This is a genomic window from Variovorax sp. GW823-FHT02B07, from assembly GCF_058797695.1.
Genome location: NZ_JBXAJX010000001.1, coordinates 936666 through 962392, shown reverse-complemented (window position 1 = coordinate 962392; position 25727 = coordinate 936666). Strand labels below are relative to the sequence as shown.

Annotated in this window: 20 protein-coding genes; 7 read left to right on the top strand and 13 right to left on the bottom strand. The window is 68.7% G+C overall.

Translation table 11 applies throughout. The annotated features are described in order from the left end of the window. Nucleotides 1–15 precede the first annotated feature (15 nt). A complete protein-coding gene (gene gdhA, locus AC1RGU_RS04455) occupies nucleotides 16–1359 on the bottom strand; it encodes an NADP-specific glutamate dehydrogenase (RefSeq protein WP_095744520.1) in 1344 nt (447 codons plus the stop codon). A gap of 231 nt (nucleotides 1360–1590) precedes the next feature. Here gdhA and AC1RGU_RS04450 point away from each other — a divergent pair, with 231 nt between their 5' ends. Then, a complete protein-coding gene (locus tag AC1RGU_RS04450) occupies nucleotides 1591–2082 on the top strand; it encodes a hypothetical protein (protein WP_492695012.1) in 492 nt (163 codons plus the stop codon). A 56-nt stretch (nucleotides 2083–2138) separates the two neighbouring features. Here the strand turns inward: AC1RGU_RS04450 and AC1RGU_RS04445 are convergent, their stop codons facing one another. Both AC1RGU_RS04445 and AC1RGU_RS04440 read right to left on the bottom strand, forming a co-directional pair. Further along, complete coding sequence (locus AC1RGU_RS04445; RefSeq protein ID WP_095951067.1) at nucleotides 2139–3158, bottom strand: TRAP transporter substrate-binding protein; 1020 nt, start codon at nucleotides 3156–3158, stop codon at nucleotides 2139–2141. Between the two features lie 45 nt (nucleotides 3159–3203). Beyond that, complete coding sequence (locus tag AC1RGU_RS04440; RefSeq protein ID WP_062476577.1) at nucleotides 3204–3986, bottom strand: IclR family transcriptional regulator; 783 nt, start codon at nucleotides 3984–3986, stop codon at nucleotides 3204–3206. A gap of 196 nt (nucleotides 3987–4182) precedes the next feature. Between AC1RGU_RS04440 and AC1RGU_RS04435 the strand changes: the two genes are divergently transcribed. From AC1RGU_RS04435 to AC1RGU_RS04415, 5 genes are read left to right on the top strand one after another with little or no spacing between them, the layout of a single operon-like run. Further along, nucleotides 4183–5166: a TRAP transporter substrate-binding protein gene (locus tag AC1RGU_RS04435; RefSeq protein ID WP_139705810.1), complete on the top strand. Its 984-nt coding sequence runs from the start codon at nucleotides 4183–4185 to the stop codon at nucleotides 5164–5166. A gap of 36 nt (nucleotides 5167–5202) precedes the next feature. Beyond that, nucleotides 5203–5670: a type II 3-dehydroquinate dehydratase gene (locus tag AC1RGU_RS04430; protein ID WP_492695010.1), complete on the top strand. Its 468-nt coding sequence runs from the start codon at nucleotides 5203–5205 to the stop codon at nucleotides 5668–5670. Next, the gene (locus tag AC1RGU_RS04425; RefSeq protein ID WP_159277659.1) at nucleotides 5667–6233 is read left to right on the top strand and encodes a TRAP transporter small permease; all 567 of its coding nucleotides are present in this window, start codon (nucleotides 5667–5669) and stop codon (nucleotides 6231–6233) included. The genes AC1RGU_RS04430 and AC1RGU_RS04425 overlap by 4 nt, the downstream gene beginning before the upstream one ends. Continuing rightward, nucleotides 6230–7510: a TRAP transporter large permease gene (locus tag AC1RGU_RS04420; protein WP_062476564.1), complete on the top strand. Its 1281-nt coding sequence runs from the start codon at nucleotides 6230–6232 to the stop codon at nucleotides 7508–7510. The genes AC1RGU_RS04425 and AC1RGU_RS04420 overlap by 4 nt, the downstream gene beginning before the upstream one ends. Nucleotides 7511–7514: 4 nt before the next feature. After that, entirely contained in the window at nucleotides 7515–8921 is a 1407-nt protein-coding gene (locus AC1RGU_RS04415) for an ELWxxDGT repeat protein (protein WP_492695007.1), read from the top strand. On the opposite strand, the gene AC1RGU_RS04410 is transcribed toward AC1RGU_RS04415, so the two are convergent. From AC1RGU_RS04410 to AC1RGU_RS04370, 9 genes are all read right to left on the bottom strand, one after another. Further along, nucleotides 8902–9834 carry an alpha/beta fold hydrolase gene (locus AC1RGU_RS04410; protein WP_492695005.1) on the bottom strand — a complete coding sequence of 311 codons (933 nt, stop codon included), beginning with the start codon at nucleotides 9832–9834 and terminating at the stop codon, nucleotides 8902–8904. The two genes, AC1RGU_RS04415 and AC1RGU_RS04410, sit on opposite strands and share 20 nt — an antisense overlap. Before the next feature lie 12 nt (nucleotides 9835–9846). Continuing rightward, a complete protein-coding gene (gene pqqE / locus AC1RGU_RS04405; RefSeq protein WP_492695003.1) occupies nucleotides 9847–11025 on the bottom strand; it encodes a pyrroloquinoline quinone biosynthesis protein PqqE in 1179 nt (392 codons plus the stop codon). Beyond that, nucleotides 11003–11272 (bottom strand): pyrroloquinoline quinone biosynthesis peptide chaperone PqqD, encoded by a 270-nt coding sequence (pqqD, locus tag AC1RGU_RS04400; RefSeq protein WP_070059765.1) that lies wholly within the window; start codon nucleotides 11270–11272, stop codon nucleotides 11003–11005. The genes pqqE and pqqD overlap by 23 nt, the downstream gene beginning before the upstream one ends. Beyond that, nucleotides 11269–12006 (bottom strand): pyrroloquinoline-quinone synthase PqqC, encoded by a 738-nt coding sequence (pqqC, locus tag AC1RGU_RS04395; RefSeq protein ID WP_492695001.1) that lies wholly within the window; start codon nucleotides 12004–12006, stop codon nucleotides 11269–11271. Before pqqC ends, pqqD begins: the two co-directional genes overlap by 4 nt. Before the next feature lie 4 nt (nucleotides 12007–12010). After that, a complete protein-coding gene (pqqB, locus tag AC1RGU_RS04390) occupies nucleotides 12011–12931 on the bottom strand; it encodes a pyrroloquinoline quinone biosynthesis protein PqqB (protein WP_492694999.1) in 921 nt (306 codons plus the stop codon). 58 nt (nucleotides 12932–12989) lie between these two features. Further along, nucleotides 12990–13064: a pyrroloquinoline quinone precursor peptide PqqA gene (pqqA, locus tag AC1RGU_RS04385; RefSeq protein WP_013539171.1), complete on the bottom strand. Its 75-nt coding sequence runs from the start codon at nucleotides 13062–13064 to the stop codon at nucleotides 12990–12992. 36 nt (nucleotides 13065–13100) lie between these two features. Then, entirely contained in the window at nucleotides 13101–15326 is a 2226-nt protein-coding gene (locus AC1RGU_RS04380) for an outer membrane protein assembly factor BamB family protein (RefSeq protein WP_492694997.1), read from the bottom strand. A 91-nt stretch (nucleotides 15327–15417) separates the two neighbouring features. Then, the gene (locus tag AC1RGU_RS04375) at nucleotides 15418–16482 is read right to left on the bottom strand and encodes a ThuA domain-containing protein (protein WP_492694995.1); all 1065 of its coding nucleotides are present in this window, start codon (nucleotides 16480–16482) and stop codon (nucleotides 15418–15420) included. 155 nt (nucleotides 16483–16637) lie between these two features. Then, complete coding sequence (locus tag AC1RGU_RS04370) at nucleotides 16638–17645, bottom strand: TRAP transporter substrate-binding protein (protein ID WP_492694993.1); 1008 nt, start codon at nucleotides 17643–17645, stop codon at nucleotides 16638–16640. Nucleotides 17646–17786: 141 nt separating this feature from the next. Between AC1RGU_RS04370 and AC1RGU_RS04365 the strand changes: the two genes are divergently transcribed. Beyond that, nucleotides 17787–18569, top strand: a complete 783-nt coding sequence (locus AC1RGU_RS04365; protein WP_062481672.1) for an IclR family transcriptional regulator — start codon at nucleotides 17787–17789, stop codon at nucleotides 18567–18569. A gap of 16 nt (nucleotides 18570–18585) precedes the next feature. Here AC1RGU_RS04365 and AC1RGU_RS04360 read toward each other — a convergent pair whose 3' ends face one another. Further along, nucleotides 18586–25668: a prealbumin-like fold domain-containing protein gene (locus AC1RGU_RS04360; RefSeq protein WP_492740791.1), complete on the bottom strand. Its 7083-nt coding sequence runs from the start codon at nucleotides 25666–25668 to the stop codon at nucleotides 18586–18588. Nucleotides 25669–25727 lie beyond the last annotated feature (59 nt).

The window sequence follows — 25727 nt, the reverse complement described above, 5'->3', positions numbered from 1 at the left end:
GGTGCGCCCGCACGCTCAGACCACGCCCTGCGCCAGCATCGCATCGGCCACGCGCACGAAGCCGGCGATGTTCGCGCCATCGACGTAGCTCACGCTGCCGTCGGCGCGCGAACCGTAGTGCAGGCACGACTCGTGGATGCCTTGCATGATCTGCAGCAGGCGCGCATCGACCTCGTCGCGCGTCCATGACAGCCGGGCCGCGTTCTGGCTCATCTCCAGGCCCGACGTGGCCACGCCGCCCGCGTTGCTGGCCTTGCCCGGTGCGTACAGCACGCCGTGGCCTTCGAGCACCTTCACGGCCTCCATGGTCGAGGGCATGTTGGCGCCTTCGGCCACGCACACCACGCCGTTCTTCACCAGCGTGCGCGCGTCTTCCTCGTTGAGCTCGTTCTGCGTGGCGCTGGGCAGCGCCACGTCGACCGGCACGTGCCACGGCGTGGCGCCGGCCACGAAGCGGGTGCCGGTGCGCTCGGCGTAGTCGCTCACGCGGCCGTAGAGGTGGTTCTTCACGTCCATCAGCACGGCGAGTTTTTCGGGTGTGAAGCCTTCCTCGTCGACCACGGTGCCGCTCGAGTCCGACACGGTGACCACCTTGGCGCCCAGCGCCATGGCCTTCTCGATGGTGTACTGCGCCACGTTGCCCGCGCCCGAGACGCTCACGCGCAGGCCGTCGAAGCTGCGGCCCTTGCGCTTGAGCATTTCCTGCGCGAAGTAGACGTTGCCGTAGCCCGTGGCTTCGGGGCGGATCAGCGAGCCGCCGAAGCTCAGGCCCTTGCCGGTGAACACGCAGTCGGCGCGGTTGGTGAGCTTCTTGACCATGCCGGCCATGAAGCCGACCTCGCGCCCGCCCACGCCCACGTCGCCCGCCGGCACGTCGGTGTCGGAGCCCACGTGGCGGAACAGCTCGGTCACCAGGGCCTGGCAGAAGCGCATCACCTCGCCCTGGCTCTTGCCCTTGGGATCGAAGTCGGCACCGCCCTTGCCGCCGCCCATGGGCAGCGTGGTCAGCGCGTTCTTGAAGGTCTGCTCGAAGGCCAGGAACTTGAGGATCGACAGGTTCACCGAGGGGTGGAAGCGCATGCCGCCCTTGTAGGGGCCGATGGCCAGGCTGTGCTGGATGCGGAAACCGCGGTTGACCTGCACCTCGCCGTGGTCGTCCACCCAGGACACGCGGAACATGATCACGCGCTCGGGCTCCACCAGCCGCTCCAGCAGGCTGTGGCTCGTGTACTTGGGGTGCTTCTCGATGTAGGGCCACAGGCTCTCCATCACTTCGGTCACGGCCTGCAGGTACTCGGGCTGTCCGGGGTTGCGTTGTGCGACGTGTGCGAGGAACCCCCCGACGGATGCGTGCTTCATTCCAATCAATCCTCTGTTTTCCAAAACGGTGCATAACCTTATGCGAATCCTGCATTTTGCCGGATCGGAGAACCAGATTGAGGCGCAAAGCCCTAACAAGGTGCGTTGTTTGGAACGTGTGGCGTGCTGAGGCCCCAACTTGGAACATCGCCGTGGCACACCGGCGCCCGCAAAAGCGGTCAGAATCCCGCCCCGAGCGCCTTCCCGCATGGCCCGTCTCGGAATTCAAAGATGCAGATCAGCTACCGCTTCCAGTTCTCGCAGGCGCATGTGCTCACCGGCTTCCTGCGCAACCTGCAGCAGGTCTGGTGGGTCCGGTTCAAGTGGCCGTTGGCGCTGCTGTTCGCCCTGGCCCTGGCCGTGTGTGTTTGCGAAGGGTTTCCCGCCCTGGCGGCCGTATTCGCGGTCGGCATCGCGCTGCTGCTGAGCGCGCCGGCCATCGCCCGGCTGGCCCTCCACCGCTTCAGAAAGAGCCCCTTCTACAACGACGAGATCGACTTCTCGCTGTCGGAGAACGGCTCCCATGCGCGGGGCCGCCACAGCGAGGTGCGCCACGGCTGGGAGGCCTACACCAAGGCCCGCCGCTTCAAGGACGGCCTGCTGCTGTGCCACGGCCCGGACGCCTTCCACTGGCTGCCCGATGCGGCCGCGGCCGATCCGGCGGCCATTGCAGCGGCGCAGCAGCTCGCACGCGCGCGCATCCGGGACTACCGCGAGCTCTGACCGGGAACCGGGGACGATGAAGGCAAGGCGCCCCGGATCAAGGGCGCGCCCGCCTGCTACTTGCGCGCCTTCTCGATCTCCGCCATCAGTTCCTTGACGGTGGCCTCGCCGACCGAGGCCGTGTACTTGTCGATCACCGGCTTCACCTTGGCGCGCAGCTTCGCCATCTCTTCGGGCGGCAGCTCCGAAACCGTCATGCCGGCCTTCTTGAGCGCATCGAGCGCGCTGTCGGCGGCGCCGCGCGAGGCCTGGCGCTGGAACGTGGTCGCCTCCGCGGCGGCCTCGTTGACGATCTTCTTTTCGTCGGCACTCATGCCGTCCCAGGTCTTGCGGCTGATCAGCAGCGCCTGCGGGTTGTAGATGTGGCGAGTCTGGGTGATGTACTTCTGCACTTCCGCGAACTTGGACGACAGGATGGTCGTGTTCGGGTTCTCCTGGCCGTCGACCGCCTTCTGGTCGAGCGCGGGGTACAGCTCGGGGAACGGAAGCGGCGTGGCGTTGGCGCCCAGCGCGCTGAACATGTCGATGTAGATCGGCGACTGGATCACGCGGATCTTCAACCCCGCGATGTCGTCGGCCTTGACGATCGGACGCTTGCTGTTCGTCAGGTTGCGAAAGCCCAGGTCCCAGTAGCCCAGGCCGTGCAGCGCCTTGTCCTCCAGCTTGGCCATCAGCTTCTGGCCGAAGGGGCCGTCGGTGACGACGTCGGCTTCCTTGCCGCTGTTGAAGAGGAACGGGAAGTCGTAGGCCGCGAACTCCTTCACCTGCGCCGACAGGATGCCGGCGTTGAGCACGGTCATCTCCACGGTGCCCCCCTGCAGCGCCGACACCGTCTGCAGGTCGCCGCCCAGCGTGCCGCCGGGGAACAGCTTCACGGTGATCTTGCCGCCCGACTTCGCGGCCACGAGGTCGGCGAACTTCTGCGCGCCCTGCGCCTGCGGATGGCCGGCCTGGTTCTGGAACGCGAACTTGATGGTGCGCTCCTTGAGCTGCGCGAACGCACCGGGGGCAGCGAACGCGAGGGCCGCCGCCACGGCGGCCATCAACAGAGTGCGCTTCGAATGCTTCGTCTTCATGGTGATGTCTCCTTCTCTTTTTGGGGGTGGTGAAACCGGCAGGGCCTACGCCCTCTTCTTGAACAACGCCGAGGCCCCGCTGGCGCGCGCCACCTCCTCGGCGGCCTGGCACAGCGCCGGTCCCAGCGCTTCCATGCGCTGCGGCGTGAGCCGCACCGACGGGCCCGCGATGGTGACGACCCCGATCGCCGTGCCGTCGGCGCCGAACACGGGCGCGGCCATGGCAGTCATCGCGGGGGCGAACACCTCGTTGATCATGCTGAAGCCGCGCTGGCGCGCCGCCTTCACGAAAGCCATCACGGCCTTGAGCGACGTGGGGGCCTTGGGGCCGTAGTCCTCGGGCTTGCCCAGCCCCTTCTTGGCGACGAGCGCCATCGCGTCGTCCTCGCCCATGGTGGACAGCCACGCGTGCCCGGCGGCGCTGCACGAGAGCGCCACCGACAGGCCCATGTCGGGGTCGTAGCGAAGGCCGTGCGTGGCGCCCTGCGCCTTGGCAACGAAGGTCAGGTCTTCGCCGTCGACCACCGCCAGGCGCACGAGCTCGCCCGAGGTCGAGGCCAGCTGGTCGAGCAGCGGCTGCGCGATGTCGACGATGCCCGAGCGGCTGAGGAACGACAGGCTGATCGAGACCAGCTTGATGGTCAGCACGTAGTGGCCGTCGCGCGCCTCCTGTCGCACGTAGCCGCAGCGGATGAGCTCCGCGAGCAATCGGTGCGATGCACTCAATGGAATCTGCAATTCGCTGGCCAACGCCGACAGCGCGCACCCCTCGGGATGCTCCGCCAGATGTTCCAGCACCTTGAAGCTGCGTTCCAGTATTCCGCTCATTTCGTCCTCCAGATGTCGTCTCGTCAACGCGGGCGATGCGGCCCGCCACTCAGGGTCCGCCAGCGTAGCAGAACTCGGGGAAGGGATTTCCATTATGGAAATTCTTTCCAACAAAAATACGATCGCCTTCGTCCGGCACTTTTTCCTTCCCTCTTTCTTCCTTCCCGCCCGAGGACCCTTCGTGAAACTTCTTCGTATGCTTGCCGTGGCCGGCCTGTGCGCCGGCCTCACCGCCCCGTCGTGGGCGCAGCAGGAGCGCGTGATCCGCTTCGGCCACCTGAACAACGCCGACCATCCCGTGAGCTTCGGCGTCAAGCGCTTTGCCGAACTGCTGTCGGCCAAGAGCGGCGGCAAGATGAAGGTCCAGGAGTTCCCCGCCTCCCAGCTGGGCAACGAGATGCAGCAGCAGTCGGCCCTGCAGGGCGGCGTGCAGCAGATGTCGGCACCGGCCACCACGTCGCTGGCCGGCATCGTCAAGGAGTTCGGCCTCGTCGACTTCCCCTTCTCGGTGAACAACTTCGCGCAGGCCGATGCGCTGCTCGACGGCCCGTTGGGCCAAGCCCTGATCGCCAAGCTCCCCGAGAAGGGCCTTGTCGCCCTGGGCTACTGGGACCTCGGGTTTCGCAACGTCACGAACAGCAAGCGCCCCATCGCCAAGCCTGAAGACCTCGAGGGCTTGAAGATCCGCGTGATCCCCAACCCCGTGTTCCTCGAAACCTTCAAGGCCTTCAAGGCCAACCCCGTGCCGATGCCTTTCGCCGAGCTGTACGGTGCGCTCGAAGCCAAGGCGGTCGACGGCCAGGAGAACCCGTATGCGGTGATCCTCTCGAACAAGTTCTACGAAGTGCAGAAGTTCGTCAGCGCCACCAACCACGTGTACGCCGCCAACATCGTGCTGGTGAGCAAGAAGTTCTGGGACTCGCTCACGCCGGCCGAGCAGAAGATGATGAACGACGCGGCCAACGAGGCACGCGGCTACCAGCGCCAGGTCAGCCGCGCCGCCGCGCAGAAGGCGGTGGGCGACCTGCAGGCCAAGGGCGCGCAGTTCAACGAACTCAGCGCCGCCGAACAAAAGCGCATGCGCGACATCGCCAAGCCCGTCGTCGACAAGTTCGCCGCCCAGTACGACCCCGCCATCGTCAAGCTCTACAACGACGAGCTCGCACGCATCCGCAAGTAAGTCAGCAAGCCAGCCCGTCCCTCACCGAAGCTCCCCATGAAGATCCTCGTTCTCCACGGCCCCAACCTCAACCTGTTCGGTCGCCGCGAACCGCACATCTACGGCAAGACCACGCTCGCCGAAATCAACGCGCAGCTGCAGGCGCTCGCCGTCGAACTCGGCGTGACGCTGGACACCATCCAGTCGAACCACGAAGGCGACCTGATCGACTTCCTGCACACCCACATCGACGATGCGCAGGGCGCGCTGGTGAACCCCGCCGGCCTCACGCAGCACGGCGTGCCGCTGCACGACGCGATCAAGGCCATGCCGTTCCCGACCATCGAGGTACACATGTCCAACATCGCCGCGCGCGAAGCATGGCGCGCGCATTCGATCATCTCGCCGGCGGTGAAGGGCACGGTCCAGGGCCTGGGCCCGCTGTCGTACCTGGCTGCGCTGCGCGCGCTGGTCGACATGCAGCGCCAGGCGCAGACTCAAGTTCAGGCGCAGGCCGCCGCATGAACCGCTGGCTCGACCGGTGCTGCACCGGCATCGAGGCGCTGATCGCGGCCGCGCTCGCGGTCATGGTCGTGCTCGTGTTCGGCAACGTGGTGCTGCGCTATGGCTTCAACTCGGGCATCACGGTGTCCGAGGAAATCTCGCGCTGGCTCTTCATCTGGATGACCTTCCTGGGCGCCGTGGTGGCGCTGAAGGAGCACGGCCACCTGGGTGTCGACATGGTGGTGCAAAAGCTGCCCCCCATCGGCAAGAAGATCTGCCTGGCCGTCGGCCATGCGGTGATGCTCTACATCGTCTGGCTGTTGCTGCAGGGCAGCATCGCACAGGCGCGCATCAACTGGGACGTGACGGCGCCCGTCACCGGCGCGTCGATGGCCATCGTCTACGCCGCGGGCATCGTGTTCTCGGTGCTGGCCGGGCTCATCCTGGCGCTCGACCTGCTGCGCCTGCTCACGGGCCGCATCGCCGACCATGAACTGGTGATGGTGCAGGAGTCGGAAGAAGCGGTGCAGCTGCAGCAGATCCTGGGTTCGCAGGACGCCAAGGAACCGGGGGCACGGCCATGACCATCGCTGTTTTCGTCGGCTCGCTGTTGCTTGCCATGGCGATGGGCATTCCCATCGCCTTCTCGTTGCTGGCCAGCGGTGTCGCGCTGATGTGGCACCTCGACCTGTTCGACGCGCAGATCCTCACGCAGAACGTGATCGGCGGCGCTGACAGCTTTCCGCTGCTGGCCGTGCCCTTCTTCATGCTCGCGGGCGAGATCATGAACGTGGGCGGTCTGTCCAAGCGCATCGTCGACTTCGCGCTCGCGCTGGTCGGCCACGTGAAAGGCGGCCTGGGCTACGTGACCATCATGGCCGGCTGCCTGCTGTCGGCGCTCTCGGGCTCGGCCGTGGCCGACGCCGCCGCGCTCACCGCGCTGCTGCTGCCGATGATGGTGCGCGCGGGCCACGACAAGCCGCGCGCGGCTGGCCTCATTGCGGCCACCGGCGTGATCGGCCCCGTGATTCCACCGAGCATCGGCCTGGTGATCTTCGGCGTGGCGGCGAACGTGTCGATCTCCAAGCTGTTTCTCGCGGCCATCGTGCCGGGGCTGCTGATCGGCGGCGCGCTGTGGATCACCTGGGCCTGGCTGGTGCGGCGCGAAAAGATCGTGCCGCCGCCGCGCAAGTCGTCGGCCGAGATTGCCGCCGCCTTCCGCAACGCGCTGTGGGCGCTGATGCTGCCGGTGATCATCCTCGTGGGCCTGCGCATGGGCGTGTTCACGCCCACCGAGGCCGCGGTGGTGGCCGCCGTGTATGCGCTCTTCGTGTCGACGGTGGTGTACCGCGAGATCACCTGGAAGGACCTGTACGCCATCTTCGTGAGCGCGGCCAAGACCAGCGCCATCGTGATGTTCCTGATCGCCGCGGCGATGGTGAGCGCCTGGCTCATCACGGTGGCCGACCTGCCCTCCAAGATCGTGGGCATGCTGCAGCCGTTCATGGGCAACCAGATGCTGCTCATGATCGCGATCATGGTGCTCGTGATGGTGGTGGGCACGGCGATGGACATGACGCCCACCATCCTCATCCTCACGCCGGTGCTCATGCCGGTAGTGAAGGCGGCCGGCATCGACCCCGTGTACTTCGGCGTGCTGTTCATCATCAACAACTCGATCGGCCTCGTCACGCCGCCGGTGGGCACGGTGCTCAACGTGGTGGCCGGCGTCGGCAAGATCTCGATGGACGACGTCACGCGCGGAGTGGTTCCGTTCATGCTGGCCGAGTTCGCGATCCTGTTCGTGATGGTGGCGTTTCCGCAGCTGGTGATCGTGCCGGCGCGGTGGTTCGGGGGCTGAGCCGATGCGCGCCGTTTTCCTCACCGCGCTCGCCCTGCTCACCGCCCTGCCCGCCGCTGCACAAGACCCCGAACGCGAAGTGCTGCCCGAGCAGCGCCAGCGGCTGGCCTTCATCGCGCCCTCCGGCCTCGCGCCGCTGGGCAGCGGCAAGATGGTCTTCAGCGCCTTCCATGTCACGACGGGCCAGGAGCTGTGGGTCACCGACGGCAGCAACGCCGGCACCACCCTGTTGAAAGACATCCGGCCGGGCTTCCGGGGGTCGTTCCCTGCCGGTCAGGTCGCGTTCAAGGGCCACGTTTACACCACGGCCACCGACGGCGCGAGCGGGCTCGAGCTCTGGCGCACCGACGGCACCGCCGCCGGCACGACGCAGGTGATCGACCTGCGCCCCGGCGAGGAAGGCGCGATGCCCAACGAGCTGACCGTGTTCCGCGACGCGCTCTACTTCGTGGCCGACGACGGCCAGACCGGCTTCCAGGTGTGGAAGACCACGGGCGATGCGAAGGGCACCACGCGCGTGTCCGCCGTCGACGCCGGGCCGCGCGCCCTCACCCGCCAGCTCACCGTGGCCGGCCCGCGCCTGTTCTTCACCGCGACCACGCGCACGCACGGCCACGAACTCTGGGTGACCGACGGCACGCCCGAGCACACGCGCCTGGTGAAGGACATCCGCCCGGGCATCGAGGACGCGGGCATCCAGAACCTCACGGCCGTGGGCAACGACATTTACTTCACCGCGCACGACGGCGAACACGGCGCCGAACTATGGAAGAGCGACGGCACCGAACACGGCACGCAGCTGGTGAAGGACCTGCGCCCCGGTGCCGCGCCTTCGCGACCGACGCACCTGGCGGTGCTGGGCCGCACGCTGTACTTCTCGGCCGACGACGGCGTGCACGGCATCGAGCTGTGGAAGACTGACGGCACCGCGAAGGGCACGGCGCTGGTGAAGGACATCCGCCCCGGCCCGGGCGGTTCCATGTCGAGCGCGATCGCCGTGATGGGCGGCAAGCTCTACTTCGCGGCGACCGACGGCGTGTCGGGCGCGGAGCTGTGGCGCAGCGACGGCACGGCGGCGGGCACGGTGCGCGTCAAGGACATCGCACCGGGCGCGGAGAACGGCTCACCCGCGCGCTTCGCCGTCATCGGGGCGCGCCTGTGGTTCGCGGCGAACGGCGGCGGTGGCCGGGGCGTCGAGCCATGGACCAGTGACGGCACGCCGGCCGGCACGCGCGCCGTGGCCGACCTCGCCGCGGGCGAACGTCACGCGATGCCGTTGGGCTTTCGCGCACTCGGCGACGCGGTGCTCTTCGTGGCCGACGACGGCCATGGCAACGACCGACTGTGGGCACACCGCAAGGACGGCCGGGTGACGCTGATCGGCGATCCGCTCAAGGCGAGGCTGCGCTGACACCGAAGGCCTGCGTGGCCGCGTAGTCGCGCAAGGCCTGCTGCATGGCTACGGCGATGGCGGGGTGCGTCGGGTCGTGACCCGCGCCCTGCGCCCACTGCAGCGGCGCGCCCAGCACCTGCGCCAATGCCTGAGCGCCTTCGGGCGGACACAGCGCGTCCTGCGTGCCGTGCACGATCAGCGTGGGCACAGCAGGCAATGCGGCGCAGCGCTGCAACAACGAGGGCGTATCGAGCCAGCAGCCGTGCCGCAGGTAGTGGCTCTGCACGCGGTAGCGCGCCACGAGCCGCGGCAGCATCGCCTCGTCGATCGGCGGCGCAGCGCCACCGGTGGCGAGGCGCTGTTCCCAATCGAACCAGTTGCGCGTCAGCTCGCACTGCCGCGCCCAGGTGCCGTGCGCGAAGACCTCGGCGATCGGCACCGTCACCGGGCATCGCCGGCGCCCGGCCTCGTCCCACAGTGCGCGCCATGCGGAGCCGTCGTACTGCAGGGCCCCGGCGAAGAGCGCGTGGATGTCGCTCTCGCGCGCGAGGAACACGTTGCGCAACAGCAGGCCCGCCACGGCCTCCGGTGCGTCGAGCGCATGCATCAGCGCCAGCGTGGCGCCCCACGAGCCGCCCACCACCAGCCATCGATCGATGCGCAGGTGTGCGCGCAGCAGACGCAGGTCGGCCAGCAGATCGGCAAGCGTGTTGTGTTCGATCGATCCTGCAGGTGTGCTGAGGCCCGAACCGCGCTGATCGGGGCAGACGATGCGGTAGTGCGCGGGATCGAAGTCCCGGCGCAACAGCGGCGAGCAGCCCGAGCCCGGCCCGCCGTGCAACACCACCACGGGCAGGCCCGCCGGGTTGCCATGCTCCTCGACGTGCATCACGTGCCCGCCATCCAGCGGCAGGCGATGGGTGATCGTCATCGGGGTGTGCTCTCAGCTCAGCGCGTTCGCGTCGGTGCGAAAGACGAGGTCGCCCGCACGCCGCGCGCCCGGCACGAAGCGGATCGGCGTGCCATGGTCGCGCGGATCACCCGCCGCCTTGACCATCGCCTCCACCTCCTCATGCCGCGGACTCTTCGGGCACACCGGGTCCGTGGCCGCCGCGTCGCCGGTCAGCAGGAAGGCCTGGCAGCGACAGCCCCCATGGTCCTTCTCCTTCTCGTCGCAGCTCTGGCAGGTGCTGCTCATCCAGCCCGTGCCACGGTACGCGCCGAAGGCCGGGCTCTCCTGCCAGATGCTGCGGATGCTGTGCTCGCGCACATTGGGAAAGTCGAGCCCGGGCAGCATGCGCGCGCTGTGGCACGGCAGCGCCACGCCGTCGGGTGCGACCACGAGGAACACGCTGCCCCACCCCGCCATGCAGGGCTTGGGCTTGCCCTCGGCGTAGTCGGGCACCACCCAGAGGATCTTCATGCGGCCGTCCAGCCGCGGGCGATGGGTTTCCACCACCGCCTCGGCCGTGGCCAGCATGTCGCGCGAAGGCATCAGCATCTCGCGGTTGCGCCAGGCCCAACCGTAGTACTGCACGTTGGCGAGTTCGAGAAAGTCGGCCTCCATCGCCTCGGCCATCTCGATGATCCGGCCCACGTGCGGCAGGTTGTAGCGGTGCATCACGCAGTTCAGCACCATCGGGTAGCCGAGGTCCTTGATGGTGCGGGCCACGCGCTGCTTGAGGTCGAAGGTCTTCGTGGAGCTGAGGAAGTCGTTGAGTTCGCGGCTCGAATCCTGGAACGACAACTGGATGTGGTCCAGCCCCGCGCGCTTGAGCGTTTCGGCGCGCTGCGGCGTGAGGCCCACGCCCGAGGTGATCAGGTTGGTATAGAAGCCGAGCTCGTGCGCCGCCGCGACCAGCTCCGGCAGGTCGTCGCGCAGCAGCGGCTCGCCGCCCGAGAAGCCCAGCTGCACCGCGCCCATCGCACGTGCTTCGCGAAACACGCGAATCCATTCGGACGTGTCCAGCTCCTCGCGGTAGCGCGTGTAGTCGACCGGGTTGGAGCAGAAGGCGCAGTGCAGCGGGCAGCGGTAGGTCAGCTCGGCCAGCAGCCACAGCGGCGGCTTGGCGACCGCGCGGGGTGCGCGGGCTTGCACCTCAGCGGATCCAGTGGCGTCCATGGGCCTGCTCCAGGAATTCGAGCACGTCGGCATGCAGGTCGCTCTCGCCGAAGGTGCGCTCCAGGTCGGCCACAAGCGCGGCCACCGAGGTCTTGCCGTCGCAGCGCTGGAGGATCTCGGCCGCCGGCCCGTTGAGCTTGATCATGCCCTCGGGGAACAGCAGCACGTGGCACTGCTGCGCCTCTTCCCACTGCATGCGGTAGATCGAGGTGAGCGCCGGCTGGGCATCGTCGGTCCATGCGGTCATGGTTGCTGGTCTTTCGGAAGGTCGTCGGGATAAGCCTTCTCGATCGCGTCGAGCATGGCCCAGAGGATGTCGAGCTTGAAGCCCAGGATGTGCAGCGCACGCAGCTGCCGCTCGCGCGTGGTGCACCACTGCATCGCCACTTCGAGGCCGTGCTCGACGTCGCGGTCGGCCAGCGGAATGCGGCTGCGAAAGTAGTCCAGGCCCGAGGTGTCGATCCACGGGTAGTGCGTGGGCCATCCCGCGAGCCGGTCCTTGTGGATGCGCGGCGCGAACATCTCGGTGAGCGACGAAATCACCGCCTCCTGCCACGGCGCCGTGCGCGCGAAGTTCACGTACGCATCGACCGCGAAGCGCACGCCGGGCACCACGAGCGCATGCGACTCGAGCACCTCGCGCGCCAGGCCGGTGGCGATGCCCAGGCGGGTCCAGATCTCGATGCCGCCCGCGTTGGCGCCTTCATGGTCGCCATGCCCGTCGTGGTCGAGCATGCGCACCACCCAGCGCCGGCGCGTGGCGCGGTCGTCGCAGTTGGACAGAACGGCGGCGTCCTTCACCGGGATGCGGCACTGGTAGTAGAAGCGGTTCGCCACCCAGCCGCGCACCTGGAAGGGCTGCAGCTCGCCCGCGTTGAGCCGGCGATTGAACGGGTGGTGGCTGTGGTAGCGCGACTCCATGGCGCGCAACCTCGCTTCGAACTCCTGCGGGGACCATGGGCCTTGTGTCTCTTGTGTCACGTGTTCAGATCTCCAGGGCCATGCCGTCGAACGCGACCTCGATGCCGCGACGCACGAGCTGTGCGCGCTGTGGCCCGTCTTCGTCCAGGATGGGGTTGCTGTTGTTGATGTGGATGAGCACCTTGCGTTTTGCAGCGCAGACGTCGAGTGCTTTCAGCATGCCGGGGCCGTGCGGCCCGTCGCACTGCGGCAGGTGGCCCATGTCGGCCGCGTGCTTCTTGCCGAGCCCGGCCGCGACCATTTCGTCCTCGGTCCAGAAGGTGCCGTCGACGAGCACGCAGTCGCAGGCATCGAGGCTGCGGCGCTCGGCCTCGCCGACCTGCGCCAGGCCCGGCGCGTAGAGCACGCGCTTGCCGGTGGTGGGGTCTTCGATGAGCACCGCGGCGTTCTCGCTGCGCGCCTCGGTCTGGCGGCGCGGCGAATACGGCGGCGCCTTGCCGGGCACCGGCACGGCCTGCAGCCGCAGCCCGGCGATGTCGTGCCAGGCACCGCCGCCGGGCTCGAGCGACAACGGGTGCCAGGTCACGCCGCAGTAGCTGTCGAGCGTGCGCAGCAGCGGCAGGCTGCCGGTGAGGTCGTCATGGGCCTCGGGCGTGCAGTACAGCTGCAGCCGCTGCCCTTCGCGCAGGCTCAGCAGGCCTGCGACGTGGTCGATTTGAGAGTCCATCAGCACCACCGCCTCGATCGGCGAATGGCGCAGTCCGTGGCGCGGCCACAGGGCCGGCGAGGCGCGCAGTTGCGCGCCGAGGTCGGGGGAGGCATTCAGCAGAATCCAGCGTTCGCCATCGGCCGACACGGCAATCGAACTCTGCGTGCGGGGCGCGGCCCGCACCTGCCCGCTTCGCTGGCCGGCGCACAGGCGGCAATTGCAATTCCATTGAGGGAAGCCACCGCCCGCTCCCGAACCCAGCACCAGAATCTTCATGGGGGCCCAACAAAAAAACACGGCACCGGCGCAAGGCCGGTGCCGTGGGTCTGCGCGCTCAGCGAGCGGAGATGTACATCGTGATTTCGAAACCGAAACGCATTTCTTCAAACTCAGGCTTGCACCATTTCATCGCATTGCTCCTTCAGTGGTTGGGGTTGAGGACATATCAATAGACGACGATCTTTCCCGTCGGGCGCGGGCTATGGCAGTCGTTGTAAAAGTATTCGCCCGGCGTGTCAAAGGTGTGGGTCTGCGACTGGCCCGGGTTCAGCCTGAAATTGAACCGCCCTTCGAAGAACTGCGTGGCGCAGTGGGTGTTGGCGTTGGCTGCGGGGTTGGTGAAGGTCACGGCGGTGTTGACGGGCACGCGCATGAAGGTCGGCGTCATGGCGTTGACGGCCGTCGATTCGGTCGCGCCCGGCTCGTTCGCCGCCGTCTGCACGCGCGCCAGGAACACGGTGTTCGGGGTCGGCAGTGCCGCGCCCTCCACCGCCGCGCCCGACACGGGCCGACGCACCACGGGCGGTGTCGGCGTAGCGGCCGCAGTCACCGCGCCGCCGACCTTGAAGGCCCACAGCCGGTCGCCGCGCGGGGCCGAGTCGCCGTACGGAATGCTGGTGCCGCCCGAGAACACCGCGATGTACTGCTCGCCGTCGATCTCGTAGGAGACCGGACTCGCGCTGATCGCCGCGCCGGTCTGGAAGCGCCACAGCTCGGTGCCGTCCTGCGCATCGAGCGCCAGCAGGTTGCCGTCGGGCTGCCCGATGAACAGCAGGTCGGAGGCCGTGCTCAGGATGCCGTTGCCGTGCGCCACCGAGTACGGCAGCGGCTTCTTCCACTTGACGAGGTTGGTGCTCGGGTCCACCGCCACGACCGCGCCGGTCATGTAGGTGCCCGGCGGACGCAGGCCGTTGCTCGACTCGCTGAGCGAGTGCGCCGCCGACACGTAGCCCATGCCCGTGTAGACCAGGCCCGTGCGCTGGCTGAAGGACTGGTGGTTCCAGTTGGCACCGCCGCCGTGGCCCGGGATGGAAAGAATCGGCACGTCCCAGTGCGCGTCGTACAGGCAGCCCTTCGTGTAGTTGGGCACCGCGCGATTCGGGTCGCCCGGAATGGCCGTGCCCAGCGGCTGGTCGACGATGCAGGTCTCGGTCCAGGCGCCCTGGCGCGGCAGCGGCTGCGTGGGCCAGCTGGCCTGGCGGGCGTCCTGCTTCACGGGCACTTCGTCGATGCCCAGCGGCGCGCTGCCGTCCTTGCGATCGAGGATGTAGTACATGCCCGTCTTGCTGCCGTAGATGACGACCTTGCGGTCCTTGCCGTCGATCTTCACATCGGCGAGCACGGGCGACATCACGTTGTCCATGTCCCAGATGTCGTGGTGCACCGACTGGAAGTGCCACTTGTATTCGCCGCTCTTCAGGTCGAGCGCGACGATGGAATTGGCGAACAGGTTCTGGCCCGGGCGCGAGGAGCCGTCTTGCGACGAGCCGCCGCGCACGTTGCCGAAGGTCCAGTACACCAGGCCCAGCTCGGGATCGACCGCGGGATGGATCCACGGCGTGGCGCCGGTGCGTGCCGTGTCGGGTGCGCCGCCCCAGGTGTCGTAGCCGAGTTCGCCCGCGCGGGGCACGCCCCAGAAGGTGGTCAGCACCTTGCCGGTGAGCGCGTCGGCCGAGAACGCGGCGCCGCGGTTGCCGTCGTTGGTGCCCAGGTACAGGCGCTTGTCGTGGTAGACCAGCGCGACCTTCTGCAGCGCGCCTTTGTAGTCGGGGTCGGTGCTGCTGGTCGGGTACTGCTTGATCCACTCGACGGCGCCGGTGTCGGTGCGCAGCGCCACGAGGCGGTTGCCGGTGGCCACGGTGAACACCAGGCCCAGGTCTTTGGCGACGGCCACGCCGCGGCGGGTGATGCTGCCGTAGGGCGTGGTCCACTTCCACTTCGTCACACCGGTCTTGCCGTCCACCGCGACCACGTTGCCCAGTGCGGACTCGATGTAGAGCACGCCGTCGACGACGACGGTGGTGCTCTGGTTGTTACCGGTGGTCATGCCGCCTTCGATCTGGTTGACCCAGGCGCCGCCCAGTTGCGTGACGAGGCCCTTGTTGATCTTGCGCAGGCTCGAATAGTTCTGGTTGCCCAGGTTGCCGCCGACCTTCGGAAAGTCCTTGTCGCCGGCGGTGCAGCAGTCCGACAGGTCGGCCGCGGGTGCGGCGGCGGCCGGTGGCGATGCGGGCGGCGGTGTGCCGGCAGACGGCGGCGGCGCGGGGGCCGGCACGACGGGCAGCACGGGCGCGCCGCCACCGCCGCTGGAGCCGCCGCAGGCGGTGATCAGCAACGGCGGTGCGAGCACGCCGCACGAGATCAGCAGCGTGACCAATGATTTTTTCTTCATGGATGTCTCTACTCGGTGAACGTTGGAACAGGGGTGTTCGAAACGACCGGTGGCGCGCACACGACGCCGCACCGGCCCCGGGAGGTCGTGGTTACTCAGTGGTGCAGAAAGGCGTCAGGCCCATCGCCGACTTCACGCCTTGCACGACGAGCTTCTGGAACTCGATGGCGCCCACGCCCGACAGGTCGGCGGTGAACGAGTGCGCGTTGTGCCCGAGGGTCGTGAGCCATGCGCGGCCGCCGTCGTAGTACTGGCACCAGGCGACCGGATGGAAGTCGGCGTGGCCGGGATGCGGCGCGGAGGTGAGCGGCTTCAGCGTCGAGGTGTCGACCTTGGCCAGGAACTTCACCTTCGTCGGGAAGGGCATCAGGTTGTACCACTCGTCCTGGAAGGAGAAGCGCTTGGGCACGTCCTTCGTCGAAGGGTCGTCCGAGACGATCTCGACATCGCCCGCCCGGTTCGGTCCGTGGTTGTAGAAGTTCGCGTTGCCCAGCAGGCCTTCGTAGTAGGGCCAGTTGTATTCGGCGCCGAAGGCGTTGTGCAGGCCGACGAAGCCGCCGCCGCGGCGCATGTAGTTGCGCAGTGCGGTGCGCGCGGCGTCCTGGCTGGTGCTCACCGTGCCGTTCCACAAGGTGTCGCGGTTCGAGCTCGCGAAGATGATCGCCTTGTAGTTGTTGATGCGGCTGCCCAGCACGGCCACGTCCTCGGTCCAGTCGACCGTGATGCCCTCGGCCGACAGCATGCGCACGAGGCCTGCCTGCATCACGTTGTCGGTGTTCATCGTCGGGTTCAGGCCGGCCGCCATCGGCGTGCCGAGCACGGCATGGCGCGGGCCGGCGGTGCGCGAGTAGATCAGCACGCGGTCGGGCGTGCTGGCGAACGCGCCCCAGTCGTTGTAGCACTTGGGGTTGGTGCCGCGGCAGACGTTGTAGTACGCGTCGAAGCTGTCGTCGACCTCGGCCACCGGCTCGGTGGGCGTGGCCGGCACCTCGTCCGTCGGTGCGGGCGGCGGCGCCGATGCAGCGGGCGCGGGCGCCACGGGCAGGAACGGCAAGGCCGTGCCACCTCCGCCGTCGCCTCCGCCGCAGGCAGTCAATGCCAGCGCAAGCGCGGCGGCCGATGCAAGTCCGAAGGGAAAGGATCTGGAATGTTTCAACGGAGTCTCCTCTTGGTGGTCAATGGCGGAATCGGACGGGCGCACGCGCCCAGCACGTGTCGCTGCGCCGCGGGTGGCGGCAGGCGCAGACGTGGGAGTGACGGAAATTGCCGGCGGGAACGAAGAAGGAATTCGTCGTCCGCCGTGGGGGCGCGCTACTTGCGGATGCGTGCGAGCTCGTCGTTGTAGAGCTTGACGATGGCGGGGTCGTACTGGGCGGCGAACTTGTCGACGACGGGCTTGGCGATGTCGCGCATGCGCTTTTGCTCGGCGGCGCTGAGCTCGTTGAACTGCGCGCCCTTGGCCTGCAGGTCGCCCACGGCCTTCTGTGCTGCAGCGCGGCTCACTTGCCGCTGATAGCCGCGCGCCTCGTTGGCCGCGTCGTTCATCATCTTCTGCTCGGCCGGCGTGAGCGAGTCCCAGAACTTCTTGCTCACCAGCACGATGTTGGCGGCGTACACATGGTTGGTGGCGCTGACGAACTTCTGCACTTCGTAGAACTTGTTCGACAGGATCACCGCATAGGGGTTCTCCTGGCCATCGACTGCCTTGGCCTCGAGGGCGCCGTACAGCTCGGCAAAGGGCATCGGCACCGGATTGGCCTTGAAGGCCTTGAAGGTTTCGAGGAACACGGGGTTGGGGATCACGCGGATCTTCAGACCTTCGAGGTCTTCAGGCTTGGCGATGGGGCGCTTGCTGTTGGTGACGTTGCGAAAGCCCAGGTCCCAGTAACCCAGGGCGACGAGGCCCTTCTCGGGGAGCTTGGCGATCAGGGCCTGGCCCAGAGGCCCGTCGAGCAGCGCATCGGCCTGTGCGAAGTTGTTCACCGAGAAGGGGAAGTCGACGAGGCCGAACTCCTTGACGATGCCTGCGAGGGACGTGGTGGCCGGCGCAGACATCTGTTGCACACCACCCTGCAAGGCCGACTGCTGCTGCATCTCGTTGCCCAGCTGGGAGGCGGGGAACTCCTGGACCTTCATCTTGCCGCCGCTCTTGGCCGACAGGAGTTCGGCAAAGCGCTTGACGCCGAAGCTCACGGGGTGGTCGGCGTTGTTCAGGTGGCCGAAGCGGATCACCCGCTCCTGCTGCGCCTGCGCAACAGCAGGAACGACCAGGGCGAGGGCAAGGCCGGCGGTGGCCAGCGAGCGGTAAAGCGTTCTCAAAGTTGTTCTCCAGCGTGCGATGTGAGCGGTCCATGCCGGGGCGCTTCACACGCGCTCCGACTCCTGGCGGCGCGATCTTATCGATTTAGTGGAAAATCTTTCTACTAGTGAAAACACTTGGCAAAATGCTAGAGTCGTCTCATGACAGCCATACTCGAACGCAGCTTCAAGGTGCTCGAACACCTCTCCGGCCACCCCGAGGGCCGTGCGCTTTCCGCGCTTTCTGCCGAGCTGGAAATGCCGTTGAGCGCCACCCACCGCCTGCTGAGCGAACTGGTGCGCTACGGCTATGTGCGGCAGGACCAGAGCCATGGCGACTACATGCTGACCATCAAGCTGGTGTCGCTGGGCCTGAGCTTCTTGAGCAACAGCGGCATCGTCGACGTGGCACAGCCGCTGCTCGACCGACTCGCGGTCGCGTCGGGCGAGCTGGTGCGGCTGGCGGTGGTCGACGGCGACGAGCTCACCTTCGTCGCGAAGGCGCAAGGCGCCACGCGCGGGTTGCGCTACGACCCGGACATGGGCCTGTCGGTGAACCTCTCATGCAGCTCCGCGGGCCACGCCTGGCTCTCGACCATGACGGACGAACAGGCGCTGCAACTCGTCGCGAAGCAGGGCTTCGGCCAGCCGGAAGACTTCGGCCCGAAAGCGCCGACCACCGTGAAGGCGCTGCTCGTGTTCCTGCGCGCCACGCGCAAGCGCGGCTTCTCGATGATCAACGAGGTGTTCGCCCCCGCGATGACCGCCATGGCCGCGCCGGTGCGCGGTGCGCACGGCGGCGTGATCGGCGTCATCACCATCGCGGGGCCGCTGGTGCGGCTCACGGAAGAACGCATGCTCGCGCTGGGCCCGCAGCTGCTGGCCGCGGCGGACGACGTGGCGCGCGCCAGCGGCGCGTCCGCCCTGTTCAAGCGCCGGGCCTGAAGGCCCTGCCAGGTCCTTAGTCGACCTTCACCTGGAACAGCACGAAGCCCGTGCCGCCCGGCTCGACCGTGCCCGTGAAGCGCCAGTCGATCGCGCCCGTGCCCCCTGCGGGTTGAACGGTGGTGCAGGCCACCGCGCCCGCAGGCGGCGCGTTCGCCGGCGTGGTCTTGACGCAGCCCGTGAGCGACGCCGGCGTGGTGCCCGTCGTCGCGCTCACGAAGGTGGTGTAGCCCGGCGTCATGTCGTTCACGACCATGCTGCGGATCGGCGCGTCGCCGTTGTTCGTGTAGGTGATGCGGTACTCGAGCGTCTCGCCCGACTTGGCCTGGTTGTTCACGCCGAAGGTGCCGCTTTGCGTGATGTTGCGCACTTCCTTCTTCAGCTCCAGCGCCACGCCCGACACGGTCGTGAGGTCGTCGAGCGTGAAGCTGCCGCTGAGCGACGGGCTGGCGTTGGTATAGGTGAAGTCGGCGCGGATCGTCGCCTTGTTGTTCGAGCCCAGCGGCGCCGTGGCGGGAATGAACTCCTGCACGATCACGCAGACCTTGCCCGCGAAGGTCACGGGCGTGGCCGCCGCGCTCGGCGGGTACAGCTGCGCGGCCCCGGCCTGCAGGCTGCCGGTGCAACCCACATCCGCGAAGACCTTCGTCGTCCAGCCGGAGATGGCCGGCGTGGCCGTCTCGCTCGCCACGCTGAAGCGCACCTGCCCTGCCGTGCCGGCCGTGAAGGTGTGGGCGTAGGTCACGGTGCTGCCCGGCAGGCCGGTCTTGGTGCCGTCGGTCGCGAAGGCGCTGTTGTCGACGTCGCCGAAGTTCAGGTTGGCGTGGCCCGTGCCGTTCCAGCTGAAGGCGATGCGGTCGGGCGTGCCGGTGCGCGTGTAGGTGTAGGTGCCACCGGCCGCGGCCACCGCCGAGCCCGAGGGCAGCGCGACGTTGCCCACCGAGGCGCCGGTCGACACGCGCGTGCCGGGGTTGGTTTCTTCCACGCACATCGCCGAGCCCGTGGCCGTGCCGGCCGGCACGCTCAGGCTGTAGGCACCCGATGCGTCCGTGAGCGCGCTCGCGTACACGGCGGCGCCGCAGTTGGTCAGCCGCACGCTCACGCCCGACAACGGGCCCTCGCCGCCGTTGACGAGGCCGTCGTTGGCCGTGCCGCCACCCACGCCGTTGTCCAGGAACACGCGGCCGCTCACGATGGCCGCGAGCGTGTTCGTGAAGGTACAGACCACCGCCGTGCCGTTCGTCAGCCCGGCCGCGGGCAACGTGACGGTGCCCGCCACCAGGTCGACGGCAGCCGTCGCCCCGCCCGCCAGACCCGTGCAGGTCGCGCCCGAGAACGCGAAGCCGCCGGGCATCGAGGCCGCGACTTCGGTCAGCACCGTCTGGGTGTTGGCCGTGGTGAGCGTCTTGATCGTGCCCACCACCGTCGAGCCCGCCACCGAGACGTTGATGCTGTCCGAGCCGAAGCCGTTGGTGCCGCTGAACGCGAAGGTGCCCGTGCCGCCCAGCGCCTGCTTGCGGATCTGCACCGTCGGCAAGCGGTTGTTGCTGTAGGTACAGACGATGGCCTTGCCGGCGTCGCCTGCGCCGATCACCAGCGTGTTGCTGGCCTGGCCGTTGGTGCCGCTCAGTGCGTTGGCCGTGGCGCCGCCGTCGGCGGTACACGACAGCACGGTCGTGTAGTTGGCCAGCGTGCCGGTGGGCATCGTTTCCGCCGGGAACGTGATCGTGTTGCCCACGGCCGCCACCACCGCCGCACCGCTGTTGCCGGCCGTGGGCGCGGTCGCGGTGAAAGCGGCCGTGTTGTTGGTCGCACCCGTGGTCGCGCCGATGCTGGCGACGTTGCCCGCTTCGCTGTTCGCGCCCCAGGCCTTGCGCACCTGCAGGGTGACGGTCTTCTTCGCGTTGGTGTAGGTACAGACGATGGCCTTGCCAGCGTCGGCCGCGGCAATCGCCAGCGTGTTGCTCGCCTGGCCGTTGGTGCCGCTCAGCGCGTTGGTGGTGGCGCCGCCGTCGGCGGTACAGGCGAGCACGGTGCTGTAGTTCGCGAGCGAGCCCGTGGTCATCGTCTCGGCCGGCAGCGTGAGCGTGCCGCCGACGACCATCGACACCGCCGTGCCGCTGTTGCCGGCGGTGGGTGCCGTCGCGGTGAATGCCGACGTGTTGCTGCTGCCTCCCGAGGTGGCGCCGATGCTGGCCACGTCGCCGTTCGTGCTGTCCGCGCTCCAGGCCTTGCGCAGCTGCACGGTCACGGTCTTGGGCGTGTTGGTGTAGGTACAGACGATGGCCTTGCCGGCGTCGCCTGCGCCGACCAGCAGCGTGTTGCTGTTCTGCCCGTTGGTGCCGCTGAGCGCGTTGGCCGTGGCGCCGCCGCCTGCCGTACAGGCCAGCACCGTGGTGTAGTTGGCGAGCGTGCCCGGCGCCATCGTCTCGGCCGGCAGCGTGATCGTGTTGCCGGCCTGCACGGTCACGGCCGTGCCGCTGTTGGCGCCCGTGGGCGCCGTCGCGGTGAAGGCCGTGGTGTTGCTCGATCCGCCCGCGCTCGCGCCGATGCTCGCCACGTTGCCGGCGATGCTGTTCGCGCCCCAGGCCTTGGCGATCTGCAGCGTCGCCGTCTTCGGCGTGTTGGTGTAGGTACAGACGATGGCCTTGCCCGCGTCGCCCGCGCCGACCACCAGCGTGTTGCTGGCCTGGCCGTTGGTGCCGCTCAGCGTGTTGGCCGTGGCGCCGGCATCGGCGGTACACGACAGCACGGTGGTGTAGTTCGCCAGCGTGCCCGGCGACATCGTCTCGGCCGGGAAGGTGAGCGTGTCGCCCGCGGCCACCGACACCGCGGTGCCGCTGGTGCCCGCCGTCGGCGCCGTCGCCGTGAACGCGGCGGTGTTGTTCGCGCCGCCCGTGGTCGCGCCGATGCTCGCCACGTTGCCCGCGGTGCTGCCGGCGCTCCAGGCCTTGGCCAGTTGCAGCGTCGCGGTCCTGCGCGTGTTGGTGTAGGCGCAGTTCACCGCGCTGTCCGACGGCATGGTGAAGGTGCGGCTCAGGCCGCTGCCGCTCACCGTCACCGTGCTGCCGTCCGACACCTTGGTACAGGCCAGCGTGGTGGTGTAGTTGGCGGCGTTGCCGGTGGTGAAGGCCTCGGCCAGCGTCACGGTGGCGCCGCTGGCCGCGGTGGCCGTGGCGTTGGTGGTGGTGGCCGGCGCGGTGGACGTGCCGGCGGTCGCGCCCGTCACCTCGGCGGCGCTGCCGCTGACCGTCAGGTTGACCTTGTCGCCGGCGATGGCGCCGCTCCAGCTCTTGGACAGCGTCACCGCCGCCGTCTTGCGCGTGTTGGCGTAGGTACAGACGATGGCCGTGTCGGCCGCGCCCACCGTCAGCGTGTTGCCCGACAGGCCGCTGGTGCCGGTGCAGCTCAGCGCGCTGGTGTAGTTGGCGGCGCTGCCGGTGGTGAAGCTCTCGGCCAGCGTGATGACGCTGCCCACGGGCACGGCCTGCGCGGTGCCGGTGTCGGTCTCGGCGGCCGTGTTGGCCACCGAGGCCAGCGTGGTCAGGCCCGTGCCGGTGACGCTCACGGCGTCGTTGACGATCGCGCCCGACCAGGTCTTGGCCAGCGTGACGGTCGCCGTCTTCGCGGTGTTGGTGATCTCGCAAACGATCGGCAGGCCCGCATCGGCGTTGCCCAGGGTCAGCAGGTTGCCGCTGAGCGAGCCGCCGCCGGTGCAGCTCCAGGCGCTGGCGGTGTACGAGCCGGCGTTGGTGCCGAACGGCGTCTCCGACAGGGTCACGGTGTCGCCCACCGCCACGCGCTGCGCGCCGCCGGTGTCGGTCTCGTTGGGCGTGTTGGCCGTGGCCTGCAGGTTGAAGGCGTAGCCGATGTTGTGGTTCGGGTGCACCGTGCCCGAGGCGGTCAGCGTGAAGGCGTCGTTGACCAGCGCGTTGACCCACTTCTTGCGCAGCTGCACCGTCGGCGCCTTGGCGTTGGTGACGGTACAGACGATGTTCGAGCCCGCCACCGTCGCCGCGGCGTTCAGCGTGAACTGGTTCGTGTTCTGCGCGGTCCCGCGCGTCACCGTGCCGCCGCTGCCCATGCCCGTGCAGCTGACGTCGGTGATCACGTAGTCGGGCACGCCCGTGGCCGGTGTGTAGGTTTCGGTGAAGGTGGTCGCCGTGCCCGTCGCGGTCAGCGTCTGCAGTGGCCCGTTGACGGCCGTGCCAGCCACGGTGGTGGTGATGGTGTGCGCGGCCACGCCGTTGGTACCCGTGAAGTCGAAGCCGGCCACGCCGCCGAGCGAACGCTTGGCGAGGGTCAGGGTCGCGGGTTTGCCGGTGTTGGTGTAGGTACAGACGATGGCCTTGCCGGCGTCGGTCGCACCGATCAGCAGCGTGTTGCTGTTCTGCCCGTTGGTGCCACTCAGCGCGTTGGCCGTGGCGCCGCCCCCTGCCGTACACGACAGCACCGTGTTGTAGCTCGCGAGCGAACCCGTGGGCATCGTCTCGGCGGGCAGCGTGATGGTGTTGCCCGCCACCACGTTCACCGTGCTGCTGTTGCCCGCCGTGGGCGCGGTCGCCGTGAACGCCGTGGTGTTGCTCGCGCCGCCCGTGCTCGCGCCGATGCTCGCGACGTTGCCGCTGATGGCGCCGGCGCCCCAGGACTTGGTGATCTGCAGCGTGGCCGTCTTCGGCGTGTTGGTGTAGGTACACAGGATCGCCTTGCCCGCATCGGCCGGGCCGATCAGCAAGGTGTTGGTGACCTGCCCGTTGGTGCCGCTCAGCACGTTGGCCGTGGCGCCGCCGCCGGCCGTACAGGCCAGCACGGTGTTGTAGTTCGCCAGCGTCCCCGTCGGCATCGTTTCCGCGGGGAAGGTGATGGTGTTGCCGGCGACCACGGTCACGGCCGCGCCGCTGTTCGCGCCCGTGGGCGCCGTCGCCGTGAACGCGGCGGTGTTGTTCGCGCCGCCCGTGCTCGCGCCCAGGCTCGCCACGTTGCCGGCGATGCTGTTCGCGCCCCAGGCCTTGGCGATCTGCAGCGTGGCCGTCTTCGGCGTGTTGGTGTAGGTACAGACGATGGCCTTGCCCGCGTCGCCCGCGCCGACCACCAGCGTGTTGCTGTTCTGTCCGTTGGTGCCACTGAGCGCATTGGCCGTGGCACCGCCACCGGCCGTACACGCCAGCACCGTGTTGTAGTTCGCCAGCGTGCCCGGCGACATCGTCTCGGCCGGCAGCGTGATCGTGTTGCCCGTGGCCACGGTCACGGCGGTGCCGCTGTTCGCACCCGTGGGGGCCGTCGCCGTGAACGCCGCAGTGTTGTTCGTGCCGCCCGACGTCACGCCGATGCTCGCCACGTTGCCCGCGAGGCTGTTGGCGCCCCACGACTTGACCAGCTGCAGCGTGGAGGTCTTCGGCGTGTTGGTGTAGGTACAGACGATGGCCTTGCCCGCGTCGCCCGCGCCGATCACCAGCGTGTTGGTCGCCTGGCCGTTGGTGCCGCTCAGGCTGTTGGCCGTCGCGCCGCCACCGGCGGTACACGACAGCACGGTCGTGTAGTTCGGCAGCACGCCGCCGTTCATGGTTTCCGCGGGGAAGGTGATCGTGTTGCCGGCCGCCACGGTCACGGTCGCGCTGGTGTTGGCCGTCGGCGCCGTCGACGAGAACGCCACGGTGTTGGCCGCGCCGCCCGTGGTGGCGCCGATGTTCGCCACGTTGCCCGTCACGCTGATGGGGTTCCACGACTTGGCCAGCTGCAGGGTCGCGGTCTTGCGCGTGTTGGTGTAGGTACAGACGATGTCCTTGCCGATGTCGCCGAGGGCGATCGTCAGCGTGTTCGATACCTGTCCGTTGGTGCCGCTCAACGTGCTGGCCATCGTGCCGCTGTTCACGGTGCATGACAGCACGGTGTTGTAGTTCGCGAGCGTGCCCGAGGTCAGTGTTTCGGCGGGCAGCGTGATGACGTTGCCGATGTTCACGCCCACGACGGAGCTGGAGGCGGCAGTGGACGCCGTCGAGGTGAAGGCCGAGGTGTTGCTGGCGCCGAAGAAGTTGGTCCCGCCCGTGGAGGCGGCAATGCTCGCCACGTCGCCGGTGTTGCTGCCGGCCGACCAAGCCTTCGCGAGCTGCAGCCTGACCACGTTGAACTGGATGACGACGAGGCCGTTGCCGCCGGTGGAGCCGGTCAGCGAAGCGCGCGCGCCGCCCACGCCGACGCCGCCCTGGTAGAGCGTGTTGCCCTGGTTGGCCGGGTTGGAAGCCGCCGAGTAGCTGCCGTCGGCCCCCGCGGTGATCACGCCGCCGGTCACGCCCGTGCCGATGAAGCCCGAGCCGCCGCCGCCCGGTCCGTTGTAGGAACAGCCGACCGAGACGGGATTGGGCGTGTTGCTGCACTGGGCCATGCCGCCGCCGCCGCCGAACCAGCCGCCGCCGCCGCCGCCACCGCCCTCGTACTGGAGGGGGGTGCCACCGACCGCCGAGCACCCGGTGCCGCCCTGCAAGGCGCTGCCGTCAGTGCCGGCCGGACAGGTGGCCGCGACGGTCCCCGCACTCGGGGTGCCGCGCGCACCGCCAGCGGCCTGGGTACCGCCCCGTCCGCCCGTGCCGGTGGACGAGCCGCCGTTGGTGCCACCGCCGCCGCCTGGCACCGGGCTGCCGACGTCGGTCCAGAAGGCGCTGCCGCCGCCACCGCCTGCGATCAGTCGTGCGGCGGCCGCCGAAAACTCCGTGCCGCCGTTCCACAGCGCACTCATGCCGCCGCCCGACGAACCGGCAACGCCCGCGTTCGCGCCATTGCCGCCGCCGCCCCCGCGGCCGTAGGTCGCGCCGGTGCCCCCGTTCTGCCCGCCCTGCCCCACCGTCACCGCCATGGCGGTGCCGGGCGTGACCGACACGGTGCCATCGGCGAAGCCGCCGGCGCCCCCGTTGGCCGAATTGCCACCGGCCGCCGTGGAGCCGCCGCCGCCGGCGCCCCACATCGTGACGCGCACCGACGACACGCCCGCAGGCACCGTGAAGGTCTGCGCCGAGCCCGAATGGGTGAAGGTCACGCAGCTGTTGTAGCCCGACTGCGGCGTGCACGCAGCGGTTGCAGCCTGCGCACCTGGCATGGCAAACATCCACAAGGCCGTCGCGGCAAGCACGCCCTTCAACACCCCGCCGAGCCGCGCCATCCCGC